The sequence below is a fragment of the Streptomyces sp. NPDC012794 genome (genome assembly GCF_042901085.1).
Lineage (GTDB): Bacteria > Actinomycetota > Actinomycetes > Streptomycetales > Streptomycetaceae > Streptomyces.
In genome coordinates, this window is record NZ_JBIBCI010000006.1 from 123,619 (window position 1) to 140,824 (window position 17,206).

Sequence of the window (17,206 nt, forward strand, 5' to 3'; positions counted from 1 at the left end):
CCCCCGGTCCCGACCGGTGACACGGGACCGGGGCGCGGTCGCCCCAGCGGGCCCGGCGGGCCGGCGAGCCCGGCGTGCCTCGGTGCGGTGGTGGCCGCCACGACGGCGGACCCGCCCGGTCGGCCGGCTCATGCGCCGCGGCGGCCGGCCGTGCTGTCGTCGACCGCTTCCAGCGCCTCCGGCATGACCTCCGCGGCCGCGGGCCGGGCCGCGCGGACGCGCGTGCGGCGTCCGGTGAGCCAGGTCGCGACGGGTTCGGTGTAGCGGGCGGTCAGCGGTCCGACGATGACCAGCACCAGGACGTAGGCGGTGGCGAGTGGCCCCAGGGCGGGCTCGATGCCCGCGGTGACCGCGAGCCCCGCGATGACGATGGAGAACTCGCCGCGCGCCACGAGCGTGCCGCCCGCCCGCCAGCGGCCCTTCACCGAGATCCCGGCGCGGCGTGCGGCCCAGTAGCCGGTGGCGATCTTCGTGCCGGCCGTGACGACCGCCAGCGCCAGGGCGGGCAGCAGCACGGGCGGGATGCTGGCGGGGTCGGTGTGCAGGCCGAAGAAGACGAAGAACACGGCCGCGAACAGGTCCCGCAGCGGGCTGAGCAGGTTGTGCGCACCTTCGGCGACCTCGCCCGACAGGGCGATCCCGACCAGGAAGGCTCCGACGGCCGCCGACACCTGGAGCTGCTGGGCGATCCCGGCGACCAGGAGGGTCAGCCCGAGGACGACGAGCAGCAGCTTCTCGGGGTCGTCGCTGGAGACGAACCGTGAGATGACCCGGCCGAAGCGGACCGCGAGGAACAGCACCAGGCCCGCCACGCCCAGCGCGATCGCGAGGGTGACGCTCCCGGCGGCGAGGCTCACCCCGGCCAGCAACGCGGTGATGATCGGGAGGTAGACCGCCATGGCGAGGTCCTCGAGGACCAGGATGCTGAGGATCACCGGGGTCTCGCGGTTGCCGAGGCGCCCGAGGTCCCCCATCACCTTGGCGATGACGCCGGAGGAAGAGATCCAGGTGACTCCGGCCAGGACGACGGCCGCGACCGGACCCCAGCCCAGCAGCAGGGCCATCGCCGCGCCGGGCAAGGCGTTCAGGGCGGCGTCGACCAGGCCCGCCGCGTACTGGGTCTTGAGGTTGGAGACCAGGTCGCTGGCCGTGTACTCCAGGCCGAGCATCAGCAGGAGCAGGATGACGCCGATCTCGGCGCCGATCGCGACGAACTCCTCGCTCGCCCCGAGCGGCAGCAGTCCGCCCTCGCCGAAGGCGAGGCCGGCGATCAGGTAGAGGGGTATCGGGGAGAAGCGGAACCGGCCGGCGAAGCGGCCCAGCAGGCCCAGTCCCAGGATGATCGCGCCGAACTCGATCAGGAAGACCGCGGAGGAGTGCACGGCGCTCACTCCCGGCCGAGGATCGAGGCGGCGGCCCCGACACCCTCGCGGGTGCCGATCACGATGAGCGTGTCCCCGCCCGCCAGACGGAAGTCCGGCGTCGGCGAGGGGACCGCTCCCGAACGGCGCAGGACGGCCACGACCGACGCCCCGGTCGCGGTCCGCATCCTGGTCTCGCCCAGCACCCGGCCGTTCCAGCGAGAGGTCGAGGACAGCTCGATCCGCTCCGCCACCAGCCCCAGATCGGTCGTGGACAGCAGGTTCGGGCTGTGGTGCGAGGGCATCAACGCGTCGATCAGTGCCTCGGCCTCACCGGCGGTCAGTTTCACCGACAGCGCGCACTCGTCCGGATCGTCCCTGCGGTAGGCGTTCACCGTCCGGGTGCCGTCGCGGTGGGCGACCACCGACAGGCGGCGGTGCTCGCGGGTGGTGAGGTCGTACCTGACCCCGATACCCGGCAGCGGTGTACTGCTCAGACGTGGAACGGGCACGGCGAGCCCCCTGGTTCGTAGTGGTGTCCTGCGGCAGACCGGACGTGCCTGGGCACACCCTTCGTTGTCACCTTATCGACATGCGGATCACCTGATCGGGTGAGCGAGGGGTCGGTCGCCATTCGTCTCTCGTGAGAAGCGGGCCCCGGAGGACCGCGCCCCGGTCGGTTAATTGGAAATGATTATCATGTAATCTTCGGTGCGTTCCCTTGATCGGCACCCCCGGAAGGCAAGAGCGCGCACCATGAGAACCCCCCGTCGTCGGCTGATGGCCGGTCTCCTCCTCACCCCGCTCCTCACCGGCTGTTTCGCCTCCGGCGGCGACCCGGTCTCCGGCTCCCCGGGCTCCGCGGAGGGCAGCCGGCTGCGGGTGGCGCTCGCCTTCCCGCCGACCCGGAACCTCTCCCCGCACAGCCAGGACGCCTTCCACCTGTCCAAGCTGGGCGTCTCCGAGGGCCTGACCAGGCTGGACGCCAACGGCAACACGGTCCCCGCGCTCGCCGAGTCGTGGACCAGCGAGCAGGGCGGCCGCAGCTGGCTGTTCACCCTGCGCGGCGCGAAGTTCCAGGACGGCACCGAGCTCACCGCGCAGGCCGTCGCCTCCGCCCTCACCCATGCCGCCGGAGCCCAGCCCGTCCCCAACGCCCTCTCCGGCGTCAAGCTGACCGCCGAGGCGGTCGGCGAGCGCCAGGTGCGGATCGGCACGGACGCCGCCGACCCGGTACTGCCCCTGCGCATGTCCAACCCGAGCCTGGCGGTGTTCTCCCCGAAGGCGTACGGGGAGAAGGGCACCGTGAACCCGGTCGGCACCGCCACCGGCCCCTTCGCGCTCACCCGGATCGCCGGCGACACGGCGGCCACCCTGGACCGCTTCGACGACTACTGGGGCGGCCGCGCCCAGGCCCCGGGCATCGACGCCACCTTCGTCGCCGACGGCACGGCCCGCGCCAACGCCCTGCGGACCGGCCGGGCCGACATCGCCGAAGCCCTCCCCATGGCCCAGATCGCGTCCCTGGACCAAGGCGCCGTCCACGAAACCAACACCGCCCGAAACACCAGCCTCTACCTCAACACCAAGTCCGGCGTCTTCGCCGACGCGGGACTGCGCGCCGCCGCGCGCGGGGCGGTCGACACCTCCGTCATCGCCAAGGACGTCTACGAGGGCAACGCCGAGGCCGCGCACGGCATCTACGGCCCCGCGCTGAACTGGGCCGCCGCCAAGCGGACCGAGCCCGCCGGGCGGGCCGCGGCCGGCGAGCCCGGCGGGAAGAGCATCACCCTCGCCACCTACACCGGCCGCCCCGAGCTCGCCGAGGCCGCCCAGGTGCTCCAGCAGCAGCTCGAAAAGGCCGGGTTCAAGGTGAAACTGGAGGTCCGCGAGTACGCACGGCTCGAAAGCGACCTCCTCGCGGGGAAGTTCGACGCCGCCGTTGCCTCCCGCAACATGGTGCTCGACACCGGCGACCCCGTCAGCGTCCTCGCCAGCGACTTCACCTGCGCGGGGACCTACAACCTCTCGCTGCTGTGCGACCCGGGCGTCGACCGGGCCGTGGCGGACGCCCGAGCCGTGGCCGACACCACCGAGCGGCAGAACGCCGCCATGAAGGCGGAAGCAGCGGTCCTCGGCACCGACGCGGTGGTCCCCCTCGTGCACCAGAAGGTCTCCACCGGCATCGGCGCCTCCGTGCGGGGCACGCTGCTCGACCCGTTCGAGCGGCAGTTCATCGGAACGGGGACCCGGCGCTGAACGGCAACCCCGACCCCACCCGGGGCGGCACCGCAGCCCTGACCACCGCGCTGCGCGCCCTCGCCCGCGGCGGCGGGCACACCCCGCTGTGGCGGGCCCTGCTCGCCGCGGCCGTGGTGTGCGGGATCGGTCTGCTGCCGTGGCTCTCGCGCACCGACCCCGCCCTGACCGTGCTCAAGGCACGCTCGGCGGAGCACGACCCCACCCCCGAGGCGCTGGCCGCCGTACGCGACGAACTCGGCCTGGCCGACGGCCCGGCCGCCCTGCTCGCGCGCTGGCTCGGCGGGCTGCAGCACGGGGACGCGGGCCGGTCCTGGATCTCCGGGACCGACGTCCTGCCGTCCGTGGCGGAGGCCCTCGGCGTCTCGCTCCTGCTGATGGCGGGCTCCCTCGCGGTCGCCGTGGGCACGGCCGCCGCGGTGTGCGCCCGCACCCTGTGGCTCGGTCCACGGCGCGGACTCGGAGAGCGCACCGCCGGCGGCACCGCGACGGCGGTACTGGCCGCGCTGCCGGAGTTCCTCGTCGCCGCCGTACTCGCCTCGCTGATCGGTGTGCGGCTGGGCTGGCTCCCCGCCCTCGGCTGGTACGGCCCGCAGTGGATGGTGCTGCCCTCGCTCGCCCTCGGGCTGCCCGCCGGAGCGGTCCTCGGGCGGATGCTGGACGATCTGCTGCCCGGCGCGTTCCACGCGCCCTGGGTGCCGGCCGCCGCCGCACGGGGCGTCCCGCCGCGCTCCGTGGCGCGGCAGGTGCTGCGGAGCTGCCTGCCGGGACTCCTGCCCAACCTGGGACTGTTCGTCGTCGGTCTGACCGGCGGCTCGGTCGCCGTCGAGCAGGTCTTCGACATCCCAGGCCTGGGCCGGCTCACCCTGCGCGCCGCCCTCGCCCAGGACCTGCCCGTCCTGCAGACCGGCACGCTCGCCCTGGTGCTGCTCGCGGCCGCCGCCGGCGCCCTGGCCCGGCTCTGCGCCCGGCTGCTGACCGGACCCGTGCCGCGTGACGGCGCCCTGCTCTCGCTGCACCGGCCCGCCCCGCCCGCACCGCGGACACCGCCCCTGCTGTACGGGACGCTGCTCACCGTCCTCATCGGCGCCGGCCTGTCCCGGGACCCGCTCGCCCTGCACCCCGGCGCACGCCTCCAAGCCCCCTCCACGACCCACCCGTTCGGAACCGACGCGCTCGGCCGGGACGTCCTGGCCCGCATCGCGCACGGCGCCCTGACCACCCTCGGCACCGCCCTCGCCGTGAGTGCCGCCGCCCTCCTGACCGGTGTGCTGCTGGGGCTGCTCCCACGGCTGTCCGGGCCCGTGGTCGAGACCGTCAACGCCGTGCCGCCCGTACTGGCGGGCCTCCTCGTCACCGGTGTCGCCGGCAGCGGCCCGTGGACCCCCGCGCTCGCCGTGGCCGCCGTCGCCTGGTCCCCGCTCGCCACCCACGCCTCGGCCCTCCTCCGACAGGAGCGCGCCGCCACCCACCTGACCGCCACCCGCGCCCTCGGCGCCGGCCGCCGGTACGTCCTCACGCGCGTCCTGCTCCCGGCCGTCCTGCCGCCCGTCGTCCGCCACGCCCTGCTCCGGCTCCCCGGCATCGCCCTGTCGCTGGCCGCCCTCGGCTTCCTCGGCCTGGGCTCACAGCCGCCGTCGCCCGAGTGGGGCCTGCTGCTCGCCGAGAATATGCCGTACGCCGAACGGGCCCCCTGGGCCGTCCTCGCCCCGGCCGCCGTCCTCGCCCTCCTGGGCGCGCTCGCGGTCACGGCGGCGAGCGCGGCGAGGCGCGGGACACCCCGGCCGAAGCCCGGGGGAGTACGCGTACCCCGGCCGGGGAGGCGGGCGGCGGTACACCCCACGGCGCCCGCGGCCACCCCCGCCGTACCGGCGCCGGGCGCGCCGGAGCCACCGCGCCCCTCCGTCCTCACCCGGTCCGCGGACTGAAGGGAACCCGATGACCGGCATCTTCTCCCTCGTCCTGCCCCGCCGTGCCGCCCGGGTTCCGAAGCCCCCGCGCGAGCGGACGTGGAAGCACCTGTCGCCGCTGCTGCGCCTGCTGATCCTGACCCAGCTGGCCTTCAACATCGGCTTCTTCGCCGTGCTGCCGTTCCTGGCCGAACACCTGGGCACCGCGATCGGCATGGCCGGCTGGACGGTCGGCTTCGTCCTCGGCCTGCGGACCTTCAGCCAGCAGGGCCTGTTCGTGGTCGGCGGATGGCTGGTGGACCGCCACGGCGTACGCCCGGTCGTCCTGACCGGCTGCGCGCTGCGGATCGCCGGATTCGCCTGGCTCGGGTACGCGGAGGCGACCTGGGCCGTGATCGGCGCGGTCCTGCTGATCGGCTTCGCCGCCGCCCTGTTCTCCCCGGCCGTGGAGTCCGAGACGGCCCGGCAGGCGGCGCTCCGCGAGCAGGAGGGCCACGGCCCGCGCACCCGGACGCTGGCCCTGTTCAGCGCGGCCGGGCAGGCGGGCGCCTTCGTCGGGCCGCTGCTCGGGGGCCTCCTGCTGACCGTCGACTTCCGTACCGTGTGCCTCGCCGGGGCCGGGGTCTTCGTCCTCGTCCTCGGCGGGCACGCGTGGCTGATGCCGCAGCACATCCCCGGCCGCGTCCGCACCCGCGGGCGGGGCGGGACCCGCGCGCTGCTGCGCAACCGCCGCTTCCTCGGCCTGTGCTGCGCGTACGGCGCCTACCTGCTCGGCTACAACCAGCTGTACCTCGCCCTGCCGGACGAGGTGGAACGGGTGACCGGCTCCCAGGCGGCCCTGTCCTGGCTGTTCGCCCTGTCCTCCCTGCTGGTGGTGTGCGCCCAGCTCCCGGTGACCCGCTGGGCGGACGGCCGCTTCGGCCCGCGCCGCTCCATGGCCGCCGGGCTGCTGCTGATCGCGGCCGGTTTCACCGTCGTGGCCGCCGCACGTCCGGCGGAGTGGACGGGACCCGCCGGGCTGCTGCCCGCCGCCGGGTACGTCGTCCTCCTCACCCTGGGCCAGATGCTGATCGTCCCGGCCGCCCGCGCCCGGGTGCCCGACCTCGCCGAGGACGGACGGCTCGGCCTGTACACCGGCGCGTTGTCCTCCGTCTCCGGCCTGATCGTCCTCGCGGGAAGCTCGGCCGCGGGCTCGCTCCTCGACCTGGGCCTTCCCCCCGCCGTCCCCTGGCTGGCCCTCGCCGCCGTGCCCGTCCTCGCCCTGGGTCTGCTGCCCCGCGACCCCGGCGCGGCCCACGGCCGCCACCACGGATCTCCACGGTGAGAGCGGGTACGAGCGACCGCGCGTCCCGGCGGAACTGACGGCCCGGCCGATCGCCGCCCGGACTTCCGGGCAGACGGGCCCTGACGAAGGGACGGACGGTATGGGCGAGATGCGGATCGGGACGTGTTCATGGACGGACAAGGCCCTCGTGGGCAGCGGATGGTACCCACCCGGGCGCCGTGACCCAGAGGGACGGCTGAGGTACTACGCCGAACGGTTCTCCGTCGTGGAGGTCGACGCCGGCTACTACGCCCTCCCCAGCGTGCGCAACAGCGTGCTGTGGACCGAACGCACACCGCCGCACTTCCGGTTCGACGTCAAGGCGTTCTCCCTCCTCACCGGCCACCCGACCCGCACGTCCGCCCTGCCCGCCGACCTGCGCGGCTACGACGCCGGGGACCCGGAGCTCCTCGACGAGGTCTGGCACCGTTTCGGCGCGGCCCTGCGGCCCCTCGCGGACACCGGCCGGCTCGGCGCCGTACTGTTCCAGTTCCCGCCGGGATTCGCCCCCGGCGCCCGGGCCGAGACCGTGCTCCACCGCACCAGGAAGCGGGCGCACCAGTGGCCGGTGGCCGTGGAGTTCCGCCATCCGGACTGGTGGCGCGAGGACCGGCGGGAGCGCACCGCCGCCCTGCTGAGGGACCTGGACGCCACCGCGGTGGCCGTGGACACGGCCCAGGGGCTGCCCACCTCGATGCCCCCCGTCACGCCCGTCACCTCCTCAGGGCTCGGAGTGGTCCGCTTCCACGGACGCAGCCCCGCCTGGGGGACCGGCAGCAAGGAGGACCGCTTCCGCCACGCCTACACCGAGGAGGAACTGTGTGCCTGGATACCACGCCTGCGCCTCCTGGCGGAGCGGGTCGACGAGCTGCACGTCCTGTTCAACAACTGCTGCGGCGACGCCGCCGTACGCGCCGCCGTGACCCTGCGCGGCCTCCTGGACCGTGACGAAAGGAACGGGCCGATCGGGCCGGCCGGCCACGCATGAGAGGCCCGCGGCGGGTTACACGCCGTCAATGAGACCTGAACGCAGCGCGGTCCCCGGACCCGGCCGCCGCCTCGCCCTCCTCTGGCTGCTGCCGGTACAGGCGGCCCTGATGGTCGCCGTGGGGCTGATGGTCACCGGCCCGCTGGCCGACCGGTGGCCGCTGGCCGCGGAGGACGGCGTCAACCGGAGCCTGGCCGCCCACCGCAGCGGCCCCCTCACCGCGTTCTCGGACTGGCTGTCCCTGCTCGCCGCCACCCAGACTGTCATCGCCCTCACCGTCCTGGCCGTCGCCGCGATCACCGGGCTCTCGCGGGGACGCCGGCTGCGGGAGGCGGTGTTCCTGGCCGTGGCCGTGGCCGCGCAGTCGGCGGTCTTCCTGCTGGTGACCCTCGCCGTCGAGCGGCCGCGCCCGGACGTCCCCCACCTCGACGCCGCGCCGCCCACCTCCAGCTTCCCCTCCGGGCACGTCGGAGCGTCGGTGGCGCTGTTCGGCGGGCTCGCCGTCCTCGTCGCGCTCCGGCCGCGCGGCGACAGGCCCTGGGTGCGGCGCGCCCTGGTCACCGCCTTGCTCCTGGTCCCGGTGCTCGTGGCCTTCTCCCGGGTCTACCGGGGCATGCACCACCTCTCAGACGGGGTGGGCGGCCTGCTCAACGGCGCCTGCACCCTGCTCGTCGTGGCGTACGCGCTCCTGCTGCCCGCCCCGCCGCGGCCGTTCGCGCGTGCCGCCTGCGGCGCGGTCCCGGCCGGCCGGCTCCCGACCGCCCGCCCCTCCGCCGGCGGCGCCGCGGGGCGCCGGGCCGTGGTGGTGCGCCACCCGCACGGCTGCGGGACGGAACTGGCCGAGCGCGTGCGGGGCGTCCTGCGCCGCCACGGCTACCGCGACCAGGCGTGGACGGAGACCTCCGCCGAGCACGCGGCGGGTGCTCTCGCCGCGCGGATCGCCGAGGAGGACACCGCCCTCGTCGTGGTCTGCGGCGGGGACGGCACCGTACGCGCCTGCGCCGACGTCCTGGCCGGCGCCGGGATCCCGCTCGCGGTGGTCCCCTGCGGCACCGGCAACCTGCTGGCCCGCAACCTGGGGCTGCCCTCCGACCCGGCCACGGCGCTGGAGGCGGCCTTGTCCGGGGAGACGGCGCGGATCGACGTGGGCCGGGTGGAGGGCAACGGGCCGGGGAGCGCCCGCTTCACCGTCATGGCGGGAGCCGGCTTCGACGCCGCCATGGTCGCCGACGCCTCGGAGCGGGCGAAGCGACGCGTGGGCTGGGCCGCGTACGTACTGTCCGCCGTCGGCCACCTCCGGGACCCGCGGATGCGCCTGTCGATCCGGCTGGACGGGGGTCCCGTACGGGAGCGCCGCGCCCGCATGGTCGTCATCGGCAACGTCGGCAGCCTCCAGGGCGGACTGCCGCTGCTGCCCGAGGCCCGGCCCGACAGCGGCCGGCTGGAGGTGGCACTGCTCGATCCGCGCGGCGTCCGCGGCTGGCTCGCGGCGGCGGGATACCTCGGGACGCGCATGCTGCCCGGCCGGGCGGCGGCCGCCCCCGGCGGCTCGTACGGCAGGGTGGCCGGCGGCGCGCTGGAGTACTTCAGCGCCGTACGCGTCGACATCCGCTTCGCCCGCCCCCAGCCGCGTGAGCTCGACGGTGACGTCATCGGAGCGGGCACCCGGCTGAGCGCGGAGGTGGAACCGGGCGCGCTGCGGATCTGGCTCCCGCCGCGCGCGCCGGCCGGGCGGACGCGCACGGCGGCGGCCGAACCGGCCGTCCGCGCACACGGCCCGGGCGGGCGGTGACGGCCGTGGGAACCGCGACGCGGGTACCGCAGCGCGAGGAAGCGGCGGACCCCACCGCCGGACTGGAGATGGAGGGCGAGGAACTCTCCGCCGAGGAGGCGCTGGCCGCCCTGCGGCGCTACGGGGGCTGGAGCCTCGTACGGGACTCCTTCGTCCGCTTCCGGTACGCCGACGGCTTCAGCCACTCCAGGGCCCTGGCCCTGCAGACGGTACTGGCCCTCGTCCCGCTGGCCATCGCCGTCATCGGGCTGTCCGGCGCGCTGCACACCGAGGACATCGGCCGGATCGCGGAACTGACGATCCGCCGGCTGGCGAGCGGGCCCAGCCAGGAAGTGGTGGACGACGCCCTGTCCCGGAGCCGCCACCGGGCCGGGGACGGGAGCCAGGTCGCGCTCTGGCTCGGTCTGGCCTTCTCCGTCGTGAACGTGACCACCGCCCTGTGCCAGGTGGAGCGGGGTGCCAACCGCATCTACGGAACGGAACGGGACCGGCCGTTCCTGTCCAAGTACGCCCGCGGGCTCGTCATGTCCGTGCTGGCCGGCCTGCCCCTCGGCCTCAGCTTCGCGGTGACCGTCCTCGGCGCCCACCTGAGCCGCGCCGTGGCCGAGGTGTACCACCTCGGACCGGGCGCCGTCCGCGCCTGGGACCTGCTGCGCTGGCCCGTGGGCGTACTGCTCGCCGTCCTCGCCACCAGCGCCGTCTTCCGCCTCTCGCCCCGCCGCACCCAGCCCGGTTACACCTGGCTGGCCTTCGGCGCGACGGTGTACCTGGCGCTGTGGTTGCTGGCGACGTGGGGGCTGAGCCTGTACGTCGGTGCCGGCGGCTCCTTCACCACCGTGTACGGGCCCCTGAGCGCGTTCGTCTCCCTGCTGCTGTGGTCCTACCTGACCTCGATGGCCCTCTTCCTCGGGCTGGCCTTCGCCGCCCAGCTGGAAGCCGTACGGGCGGGGGTGACGGAACCGGCCACGGACGATCCCGGCGTCTGAACGGGCCGCGCCCGGACAGCCCGCAAGGGCTGCCCCCGGACGCGGCGGAACACTCCCTGAAAGGAAGCACCACGCCCATGGCACGACTCTCCGCCCCCCGCCGCGCGCTCGCCCGGCTCGTCACCGGCCGCTGGGGCCCCGACGCCCGGTTCGGGGCGCGGCTGGCGGCGACGGTGGCCGCGACCGCCCTCGTGTCCGTTCCCTTCGCGCTCGCGCTGGTCCTCGTCGAGTCGCGGTGGGCGCCGCTGTGGCGGCTGGACCAGGGAGCGGCCCAGTCGCTGCACGCGGCGGCGCTCCGGCATCCGGCCTGGGTGCGGGTGCTGCGCTTCCTGAGCGACGTGGTGTGGGATCCAGTGACCATGCGGCTGCTCGTGGCGGCGCTGGTGGTGTGGCTCCTCGTACGGGGCGCCGTACGGCTGGCGCTGTGGGCGGCCGTCACCGCGACGGCCGGCGGCCTGCTCGGCCTGCTGGTGAAGATCGTGGTCGCGCGGGCCCGGCCCCACCTGCCCGAACCGGTCTCCCACGCGCACGGGTTCTCCTTCCCCTCCGGGCACGCGATGACGGCCACCACCTCCTGCGCGGTCCTGCTGCTGGTCCTGCTGCCGCTGGTCCCACGGCGCGGACGTCCGCCGGCGTGGGCGCTGGCGGTGGTCTCGGTCGTGGGCGTGGGCGTCACACGGGTTGCGCTCGGGGTGCACTGGGTGAGCGACGTGGTGGGGGGCTGGCTGCTCGGGCTGGCGGTGGTGACGGCGACGGCCGTGGCCTTCGAGGCCTGGCGGGCGGACGTCGGGCGGCGCCGCACCACTCCCGCGGAGGGTCTGGAGCCGGAGATCCGCTCCGAGCACCCCGAGCCGCCGGCGGGGGCCCCGGACCGTCCGTGACCACCCGCCGGCGGCGTGGTGAGGGCCGTCAGGCCCCGTCGCTGGTGAGGGTCTCCTTGACCTTGGCGATGGCGAAGCCCCATCCCTGGCTGACGGTGGGCTTGCCCGGTACGGCGATCTCCCGGGGGTTGGTCAGCACGTCGAGGAGGACCGGGCCGGGCGTGTCGAACGCCCGGCGCACGGCGTCGTCCAGCTCCGACGGGTCGGTGACGCGGATGCCGGTCAGGCCGAGGGCGGTGGCGACGGCCGCGAAGTCCGGATTGTCTAGTTCGGTGCCGAACTCGGGCAGGCCCGCCTGCTCCTGTTCCAGTTTGACCATGCCCAGGCGGCGGTTGTCGAAGAGGACGAGCTTGACCGGAAGCCGGTACGTCTTGATCGTCATCAGGTCGCCGAGCAGCATGCTCAGGCCACCGTCGCCGCAGAACGCGACCACCTGACGTTCCGGCGCCCACAGCTGGGCGCCCAGCGCCTGCGGCATCGCGTTCGCCATCGAGCCGAGGTTGTACGAGCCGAGCAGCCGCCGCGTCCCGCGCATGGTGACGAACCGGGAGAGCCAGACGGTCGCCATGCCCGTGTCGGAGGTGAAGACCGCGTCGTCCGCGGCGTACCGGTCCACGGCCGCGGCCAGCGCCTCGGGACGGACGTCGTGGTCCCGGTTGTCCACCAGGGCGCGCAGCCTGCCCCGCCAGCGGTGGTCGTGGCGGGGGTCGGCGAGCTGCTGCTGGTCCTCGCTCCAGGACTCGAAGCGGGAGCGCGAGGCATCGAGGTGGGAGCGGTCGGACGAGGCCTTCAGCTGGGGGAGCAGGGCGCGCAGAGTGGCGCCGACATCGCCCGCCAGCCCGGCGTCCACCGGGACCCGCCGGCCGAGGTGGTCGCCGCGGGTGTCGATCTGGACGACCTTGCAGCCGTCGGGGTACCAGTCGCGGTAGGGGAAGTCGGTGCCGAGCATGACCAGGGTGTCGCACTGGTCGAGGGCGTGGGAGGCGGCGGGGTTGCCGATCAGCCCCGTCTGGCCCACCTGGTACGGGTTGTCGTGCTCGAAGCCCTCCTTGGCCTTCAGGGTGAGCACCATGGGCGCGTTGAGCAGTCCGGCCAGGCGCAGCACCTCCTCGCGGGCCTCCCTCGCCCCCTGGCCGACCAGCAGGGTGGTCCTGGAGCCGGCGTTGACGAGCTGCGCGGCTTCGGCGAGCGCGGGATCGTCGGGCCGGGTCACCGGGCGGTCCAGGGCGAAGCGCACGGGCCGGTCGTCCTCGACCTCCTGGTCGCCGAGGTCGCCGGGGACGGTCAGGACCGCCACACCGCCCTGGCTGATCGCCGCGCGGACCGCGGATTCCAGCATCCGGGGCATCTGCCCGGGCGAGGTCACGGTCGCCCGGTACACGGCGACGTCCCGGAACAGCTGATCGTTGTCGACTTCCTGGAAGTAGTCGGTGCCCATGTCCGCGAGGGGGACCTGACCGCAGACGGCCAAGACGGGGGCGTGACTCTTGGCGGCGTCGTACAGCCCGTTGAGCAGGTGGACCGAGCCCGGCCCGACGGTGCCCATGCACACGCCGAGCCGGCCCGACAGCTGGGCCTGCGCGCCGGCCGCGAAGGCCGCCGCCTCTTCGTGGCGACAGCCCACCCAGTCCACGCCCTCGGTGGTGCGGATGGCGTCGGTCAGGGGGTTGAGGGCGTCTCCGACGACGCCGAAGACGTGGTGGACGTCGAGTTCCTTGAGGGCGTCGACGATGACGCGGGCAACGGTACGTGTCACGGGGGAGTCCTGTCGGTCGTGGAGCCGGTGTCGTAGGGGCGGGGGCGGGGGCGCGGGCCGTGACGGCCGGCGCGCGTACGGGGCCGCAGCGGCGCACCGCGACCAGGGCGGGGCGCGTCGTCGGGGAGCTGCCGCGGGCGAGCCGCCCGCCGTGTGCGGAGCCGCCGAGCCGGGCGCCCGTGTCCAGGGGCCGTGACGGCCGGTCGGCAGCGAGCCGGGGCTCATGGCGGGCACGTTGTCGAAGGGGCGGGCGCAGGGGGCCGCCGATCCTGTCCCGGTGGCGTCGCCGCCGGAGTGCGCGGCGGTGCGGACGTCAGCACCTCGAACCCCGTCATCGCACGCGCGCTCCTGCCCGCACGGCATCCGCGCGTTCGGGGCGCCCACCACCCAGCGGCGGTGGACGCCCCGAACGTCCGTGACGCGCCCGCGCCGGAGGCGGGCGCGCCCGCGGCGGGCGGCCGGATTCAGATGCGGCCACCGGTGAGCCGGGAGAGCGGCCCGCGCCGGCGCAGCCCGGCCCGGCGCCCGATCGCGTACGTGCTGGTGATCACGGCCGCCGTGCCTCCCGCCGCGGCGGCGGCGAGGGCCTTGCGGTTCCTGATCGCCGTCCATGCCCGTCCCGCGTTGCCGAGGGTGCCGCGTACCGCCTGCACGGCCGCGTGGGTCCTCTCCGCCAGGGGGGCGGGCAGGGCCGTCAGGGTGCCTGCCACGGTTTCCTTCGCTTCCGTCCCGGAACCGCTCCCCGCCCGGGCGGCGCGGGTGGCCCGGCGCCGCGTGGTGGTGCCGTTGGAGGACGAACGGGATCCGTTGCCGGTCGACTTGGTGTTGTCGGACTTCTCTGATGCCGTCATACAGCGCGTGTAGCCGGATCCGTGTTCGGTAAACGCGGTCCTCCGGGAGTTCACCCGGCGGACCCCGGGAACCGGTACGGATCCCCGCGGATCCCGGCCGGGGTCCCCTGGCTTCCGGCCGGGGCCCCTCGTGGCGTCCGGCTCGTCCGTCCCCGTGGCGTTCGAGTGGAAAGATCCTGCCGTGGGCCGAAGGTCAAGCCCGCCGAACCGGCCATCCCGGCCCTGCCGTGCGCGGCCGCCCCTCGCCCTTCCGGTTCGGGCGGACGTCTCCGCCCCCGCTCGATCTCCGGGGCGGAGCAGCAGCTCCGCTCCCCGGACCGCCGCGCGACCGGACGGGAGGCAGTCTCGGCCACTCTCCCCGGGACCCCTTGCGCCGACGGGGAGGAGGCGTGGTGAACTGGTTGAGCCGTAACCGATCAGGTGCGTGAGCGGCATTGCGAGTCCGGACCAGGGTTGAACAGCACCCCCGTTTCGAGCGCACCGCCAGGGGCGCGGCGGCAGGCGTGTGCGCCCCGGGTGACCACCGGTCAGTGTCCGCCCGTGCCTGCCTCCCCCCTCGCCCTGAATCTGGAATGGAGTGACCGTGCACCACGGCCCCGACCTGCCCGAAACCCCTTACGAGAACGTGGCCGTCACCGGCGGAGCCGGTTTCGTCGGCCGGCACCTCGTCACGGCCCTCAGCCTTCTCTCCCAGAAGGTCACCGTCGTCGACCACGCCCCCCTTCCCCGCGAGCTCGCGGCCCTGCCCGGCGTCTCCTACATCCGCGCCGACCTGCGTGATTACGGGGAGACCTTATTGGCGCTGCAGAACGCCGACGCCGTCTTCCACCTGGCCGGCAACGCCAGCGGCACCGAGTCGGTGGCCCATCCCCGTCACGACTTCCACCTGAACGCCCTCGGGACCTGCAACGTGGGCAACGCCTGCCTGGAACTGGGCGTGCGCCGCCTCGTCTACCTCTCCTCCGCCATCGTCTACGGCACCCCGCTGCAGAGCCCGATCCGTGAGGACCATCCCACCCAGCCCTTCCTGCCGTACGGTGCCTCGAAGCTCTCCGGCGAACTGACGCTGCGCAGTCTGCACGCGACGGCCGGACTGCCCGTCGTCATCGGCCGCTCCTTCGTCGTCTACGGCCCCGGAGAGGATCCGCGCCGGGCGGGCGGGGAGGTCTCGCAGTTCCTGCGCTGGCACCTCAACGAACAGCCCATCCCGGTGGTCGGCGACATCGACCTCAAGCGCCGCGACTTCATCCACGTCGAGGACCTGTGCCGGGCCATGATGACCCTGGCCGGCCGCGGTGCCGACGGCGAGATCTACAACCTGGCCACCGGCACCGCCGTCTCGATGCGCGAGCTGGCCGAGGCGGTGGGTACGGCCACCGGCCGCCCGGCGCTGCTGGACGCCGACACCTCCAGCCTCGCGGACAGCTTCACCCTCCTCGCCGACGTCACCCGTCTGCGAGGGCTGGGCTTCGCCCCGCGCGTCACCCTGGCCGAGGGGCTGACCGGTCTGGCCGACCTGCTCGGGCCCTTCCCCGAGATTCCCTCCGCCCGGGCGGTGTTCCGGCGGGAGCCCCCGGGCGGCAGGAGGATGACGCTGACCGCCGCCGTCGGGGCCGGTGAGGAGGCCAGGACGTGCTAGCCGTCGACGGGGGTACCCCGCTGCTCTCCGGGGACGAGGTGGCTCCCTGGCCGTACATCGCCGACGCCGACCGCAAGGCCGTGCTCGACGCGCTGGACCAGGCGACGCCGTGGCACTGGCCCATGCGTACGGTGAGCGATCTGGAGGCCGCCTGGGCCGAGTTCACCGGCATGCCCCACGTCCTCGCCGCCAACTCCGGTACGGCGGCCCTGCACATGGCGATCGCCGCCGCCGGGGTGGAGCCGGGCGACGAGGTGCTGGTACCGGCCGACACCTTCCTGGCCTCGGCCTCCTGCGTACTCCAGGCCAACGCGATCCCGGTGTTCGTGGACACCGACCTCGCGACGTTCAACATCGACCCGGACCGGATCGAGGAACGGATCACCGACCGTACCCGTGCCATCGTCGCCGTGGACCTCAACGGCCTGCCCGCCGACTACGACGCCCTGCGCACGATCGCGGACCGGCACGGCCTCGTCCTCATCGAGGACGCCTCCCAGGCCCATGGCGCGAGCTACCGGGGCCGCCCGGTCGGGTCCCTCGGCGCACTGAGCGGTGCCAGCCTCAACGGGTCGAAGACCCTCTCCGCCCTCGGCGAGGGCGGTCTGTTCGCGACCCGCGACGAGGAACAGCACCGGCTGGCCCGGCGGGTGCTGATGTTCGGTGAGGAACTCCCGGGCCAGAGCCGCGACTACAACGCCCGCATCATGGGCTGGAACTACCGCATCGACGTCCTCGCCGCCGCGTTCGCCCGCTCCCAGCTGACCCGCCTGGCCGAGATGTCCCTCGTCCGGCAGGCCAACGGGGCCGCGCTCACCCAGGCCCTCGCCGGCGTCCCCGGCATCCGCACGCCGGCCGTGCCCGAGGACCGCACGCACGTCTACTTCTTCTACCCGCTGCTCGTCATGCCGGAGGAACTCGGACTCGACGGCCTTCCCGTCGCCGCCTTCCGTGACGCGCTCGCCCGGGCGGTGAACGCCGAAGGCCTGCACATCATGCGCTGGCAGCCGCAGCCGGTGCCCGGGCAGACCCTCTTCCAGGAGCTGCGCGGATACGGCCGGGGCTGCCCGTGGAGCTGCGGACACGCCCGCCCTGGGCACCACTACGATCCGGCGCAGTACCCCGTGAGCGAAGAGGTCTGCCTGCGCCGCCTGGTGCTGGGGCAGAGCTTCAGCTCTTTCGGCCCGCCCAACGACGTGACGACGATGCGCCGCTACGCGGAAGTCCTGTACAAGGTCCTTGTCGAGGAACGGGAGGCGTTGATCGCCCTGACCCGGCGGACGGCCGACTCGGCGCGATGACAGGCGGAAGGCCGGTCCTCCCGCCGGGGCGCGGGGACCGGCCCGGCACGGCACGGGCACGAAGGACAAGGGGACGGACGCAGATGCACGACGAGTCCGAGACCGCGGGCGGACGTGCGGTGCCCTCCGCCCGTGAACGTGACGGTGGCCGTGGCCGT

Annotated in this window: 13 protein-coding genes; 9 read left to right on the forward strand and 4 right to left on the reverse strand. The window is 74.6% G+C overall.

Features of this window, described 5'->3' with window-relative positions; all coding sequences use genetic code 11:
* Positions 1-128 precede the first annotated feature (128 nt).
* Together ACFY7H_RS13915 and ACFY7H_RS13920 are read right to left on the reverse strand one after the other, a co-directional pair.
* Positions 129-1,382 (reverse strand): cation:proton antiporter, encoded by a 1,254-nt coding sequence (locus tag ACFY7H_RS13915; RefSeq protein ID WP_388938124.1) that lies wholly within the window; start codon positions 1,380-1,382, stop codon positions 129-131.
* 5 nt (positions 1,383-1,387) lie between these two features.
* On the reverse strand, positions 1,388-1,873 hold the full coding sequence (locus ACFY7H_RS13920) for a cation:proton antiporter regulatory subunit (RefSeq protein ID WP_388937696.1): 486 nt from the start codon (positions 1,871-1,873) through the stop codon (positions 1,388-1,390).
* 244 nt (positions 1,874-2,117) lie between these two features.
* Between ACFY7H_RS13920 and ACFY7H_RS13925 the strand changes: the two genes are divergently transcribed.
* The 7 genes from ACFY7H_RS13925 (at position 2,118) to ACFY7H_RS13955 (ending at position 11,501) form a co-directional block, all read left to right on the forward strand.
* A complete protein-coding gene (locus ACFY7H_RS13925; RefSeq protein WP_388937698.1) occupies positions 2,118-3,620 on the forward strand; it encodes an ABC transporter substrate-binding protein in 1,503 nt (500 codons plus the stop codon).
* A gap of 116 nt (positions 3,621-3,736) precedes the next feature.
* On the forward strand, positions 3,737-5,548 hold the full coding sequence (locus ACFY7H_RS13930) for an ABC transporter permease subunit (RefSeq protein WP_388937699.1): 1,812 nt from the start codon (positions 3,737-3,739) through the stop codon (positions 5,546-5,548).
* A 10-nt stretch (positions 5,549-5,558) separates the two neighbouring features.
* Complete coding sequence (locus ACFY7H_RS13935; RefSeq protein WP_388937701.1) at positions 5,559-6,854, forward strand: MDR family MFS transporter; 1,296 nt, start codon at positions 5,559-5,561, stop codon at positions 6,852-6,854.
* Between the two features lie 100 nt (positions 6,855-6,954).
* Positions 6,955-7,842: a DUF72 domain-containing protein gene (locus ACFY7H_RS13940; RefSeq protein WP_388937703.1), complete on the forward strand. Its 888-nt coding sequence runs from the start codon at positions 6,955-6,957 to the stop codon at positions 7,840-7,842.
* Positions 7,843-7,870: 28 nt separating this feature from the next.
* Positions 7,871-9,634 carry a diacylglycerol kinase family protein gene (locus ACFY7H_RS13945; protein ID WP_388937706.1) on the forward strand — a complete coding sequence of 588 codons (1,764 nt, stop codon included), beginning with the start codon at positions 7,871-7,873 and terminating at the stop codon, positions 9,632-9,634.
* Between the two features lie 5 nt (positions 9,635-9,639).
* A complete protein-coding gene (locus ACFY7H_RS13950) occupies positions 9,640-10,620 on the forward strand; it encodes a YihY/virulence factor BrkB family protein (RefSeq protein WP_388937708.1) in 981 nt (326 codons plus the stop codon).
* A 77-nt stretch (positions 10,621-10,697) separates the two neighbouring features.
* Positions 10,698-11,501 (forward strand): phosphatase PAP2 family protein, encoded by an 804-nt coding sequence (locus ACFY7H_RS13955; RefSeq protein ID WP_388937710.1) that lies wholly within the window; start codon positions 10,698-10,700, stop codon positions 11,499-11,501.
* Between the two features lie 28 nt (positions 11,502-11,529).
* Here the strand turns inward: ACFY7H_RS13955 and ACFY7H_RS13960 are convergent, their stop codons facing one another.
* Together ACFY7H_RS13960 and ACFY7H_RS13965 are read right to left on the reverse strand one after the other, a co-directional pair.
* Complete coding sequence (locus tag ACFY7H_RS13960; protein ID WP_388937712.1) at positions 11,530-13,257, reverse strand: thiamine pyrophosphate-dependent enzyme; 1,728 nt, start codon at positions 13,255-13,257, stop codon at positions 11,530-11,532.
* Between the two features lie 464 nt (positions 13,258-13,721).
* Positions 13,722-14,108, reverse strand: coding sequence for a hypothetical protein (locus ACFY7H_RS13965; RefSeq protein ID WP_388937714.1), 387 nt, complete (start codon positions 14,106-14,108; stop codon positions 13,722-13,724).
* Between the two features lie 583 nt (positions 14,109-14,691).
* Here ACFY7H_RS13965 and ACFY7H_RS13970 point away from each other — a divergent pair.
* The gene (locus ACFY7H_RS13970; RefSeq protein WP_388937716.1) at positions 14,692-15,747 is read left to right on the forward strand and encodes an NAD-dependent epimerase/dehydratase family protein; all 1,056 of its coding nucleotides are present in this window, start codon (positions 14,692-14,694) and stop codon (positions 15,745-15,747) included.
* Positions 15,741-17,048: a DegT/DnrJ/EryC1/StrS family aminotransferase gene (locus ACFY7H_RS13975; RefSeq protein WP_388937718.1), complete on the forward strand. Its 1,308-nt coding sequence runs from the start codon at positions 15,741-15,743 to the stop codon at positions 17,046-17,048. Before ACFY7H_RS13970 ends, ACFY7H_RS13975 begins: the two co-directional genes overlap by 7 nt.
* The last annotated feature ends 158 nt before the right edge of the window (positions 17,049-17,206 follow it).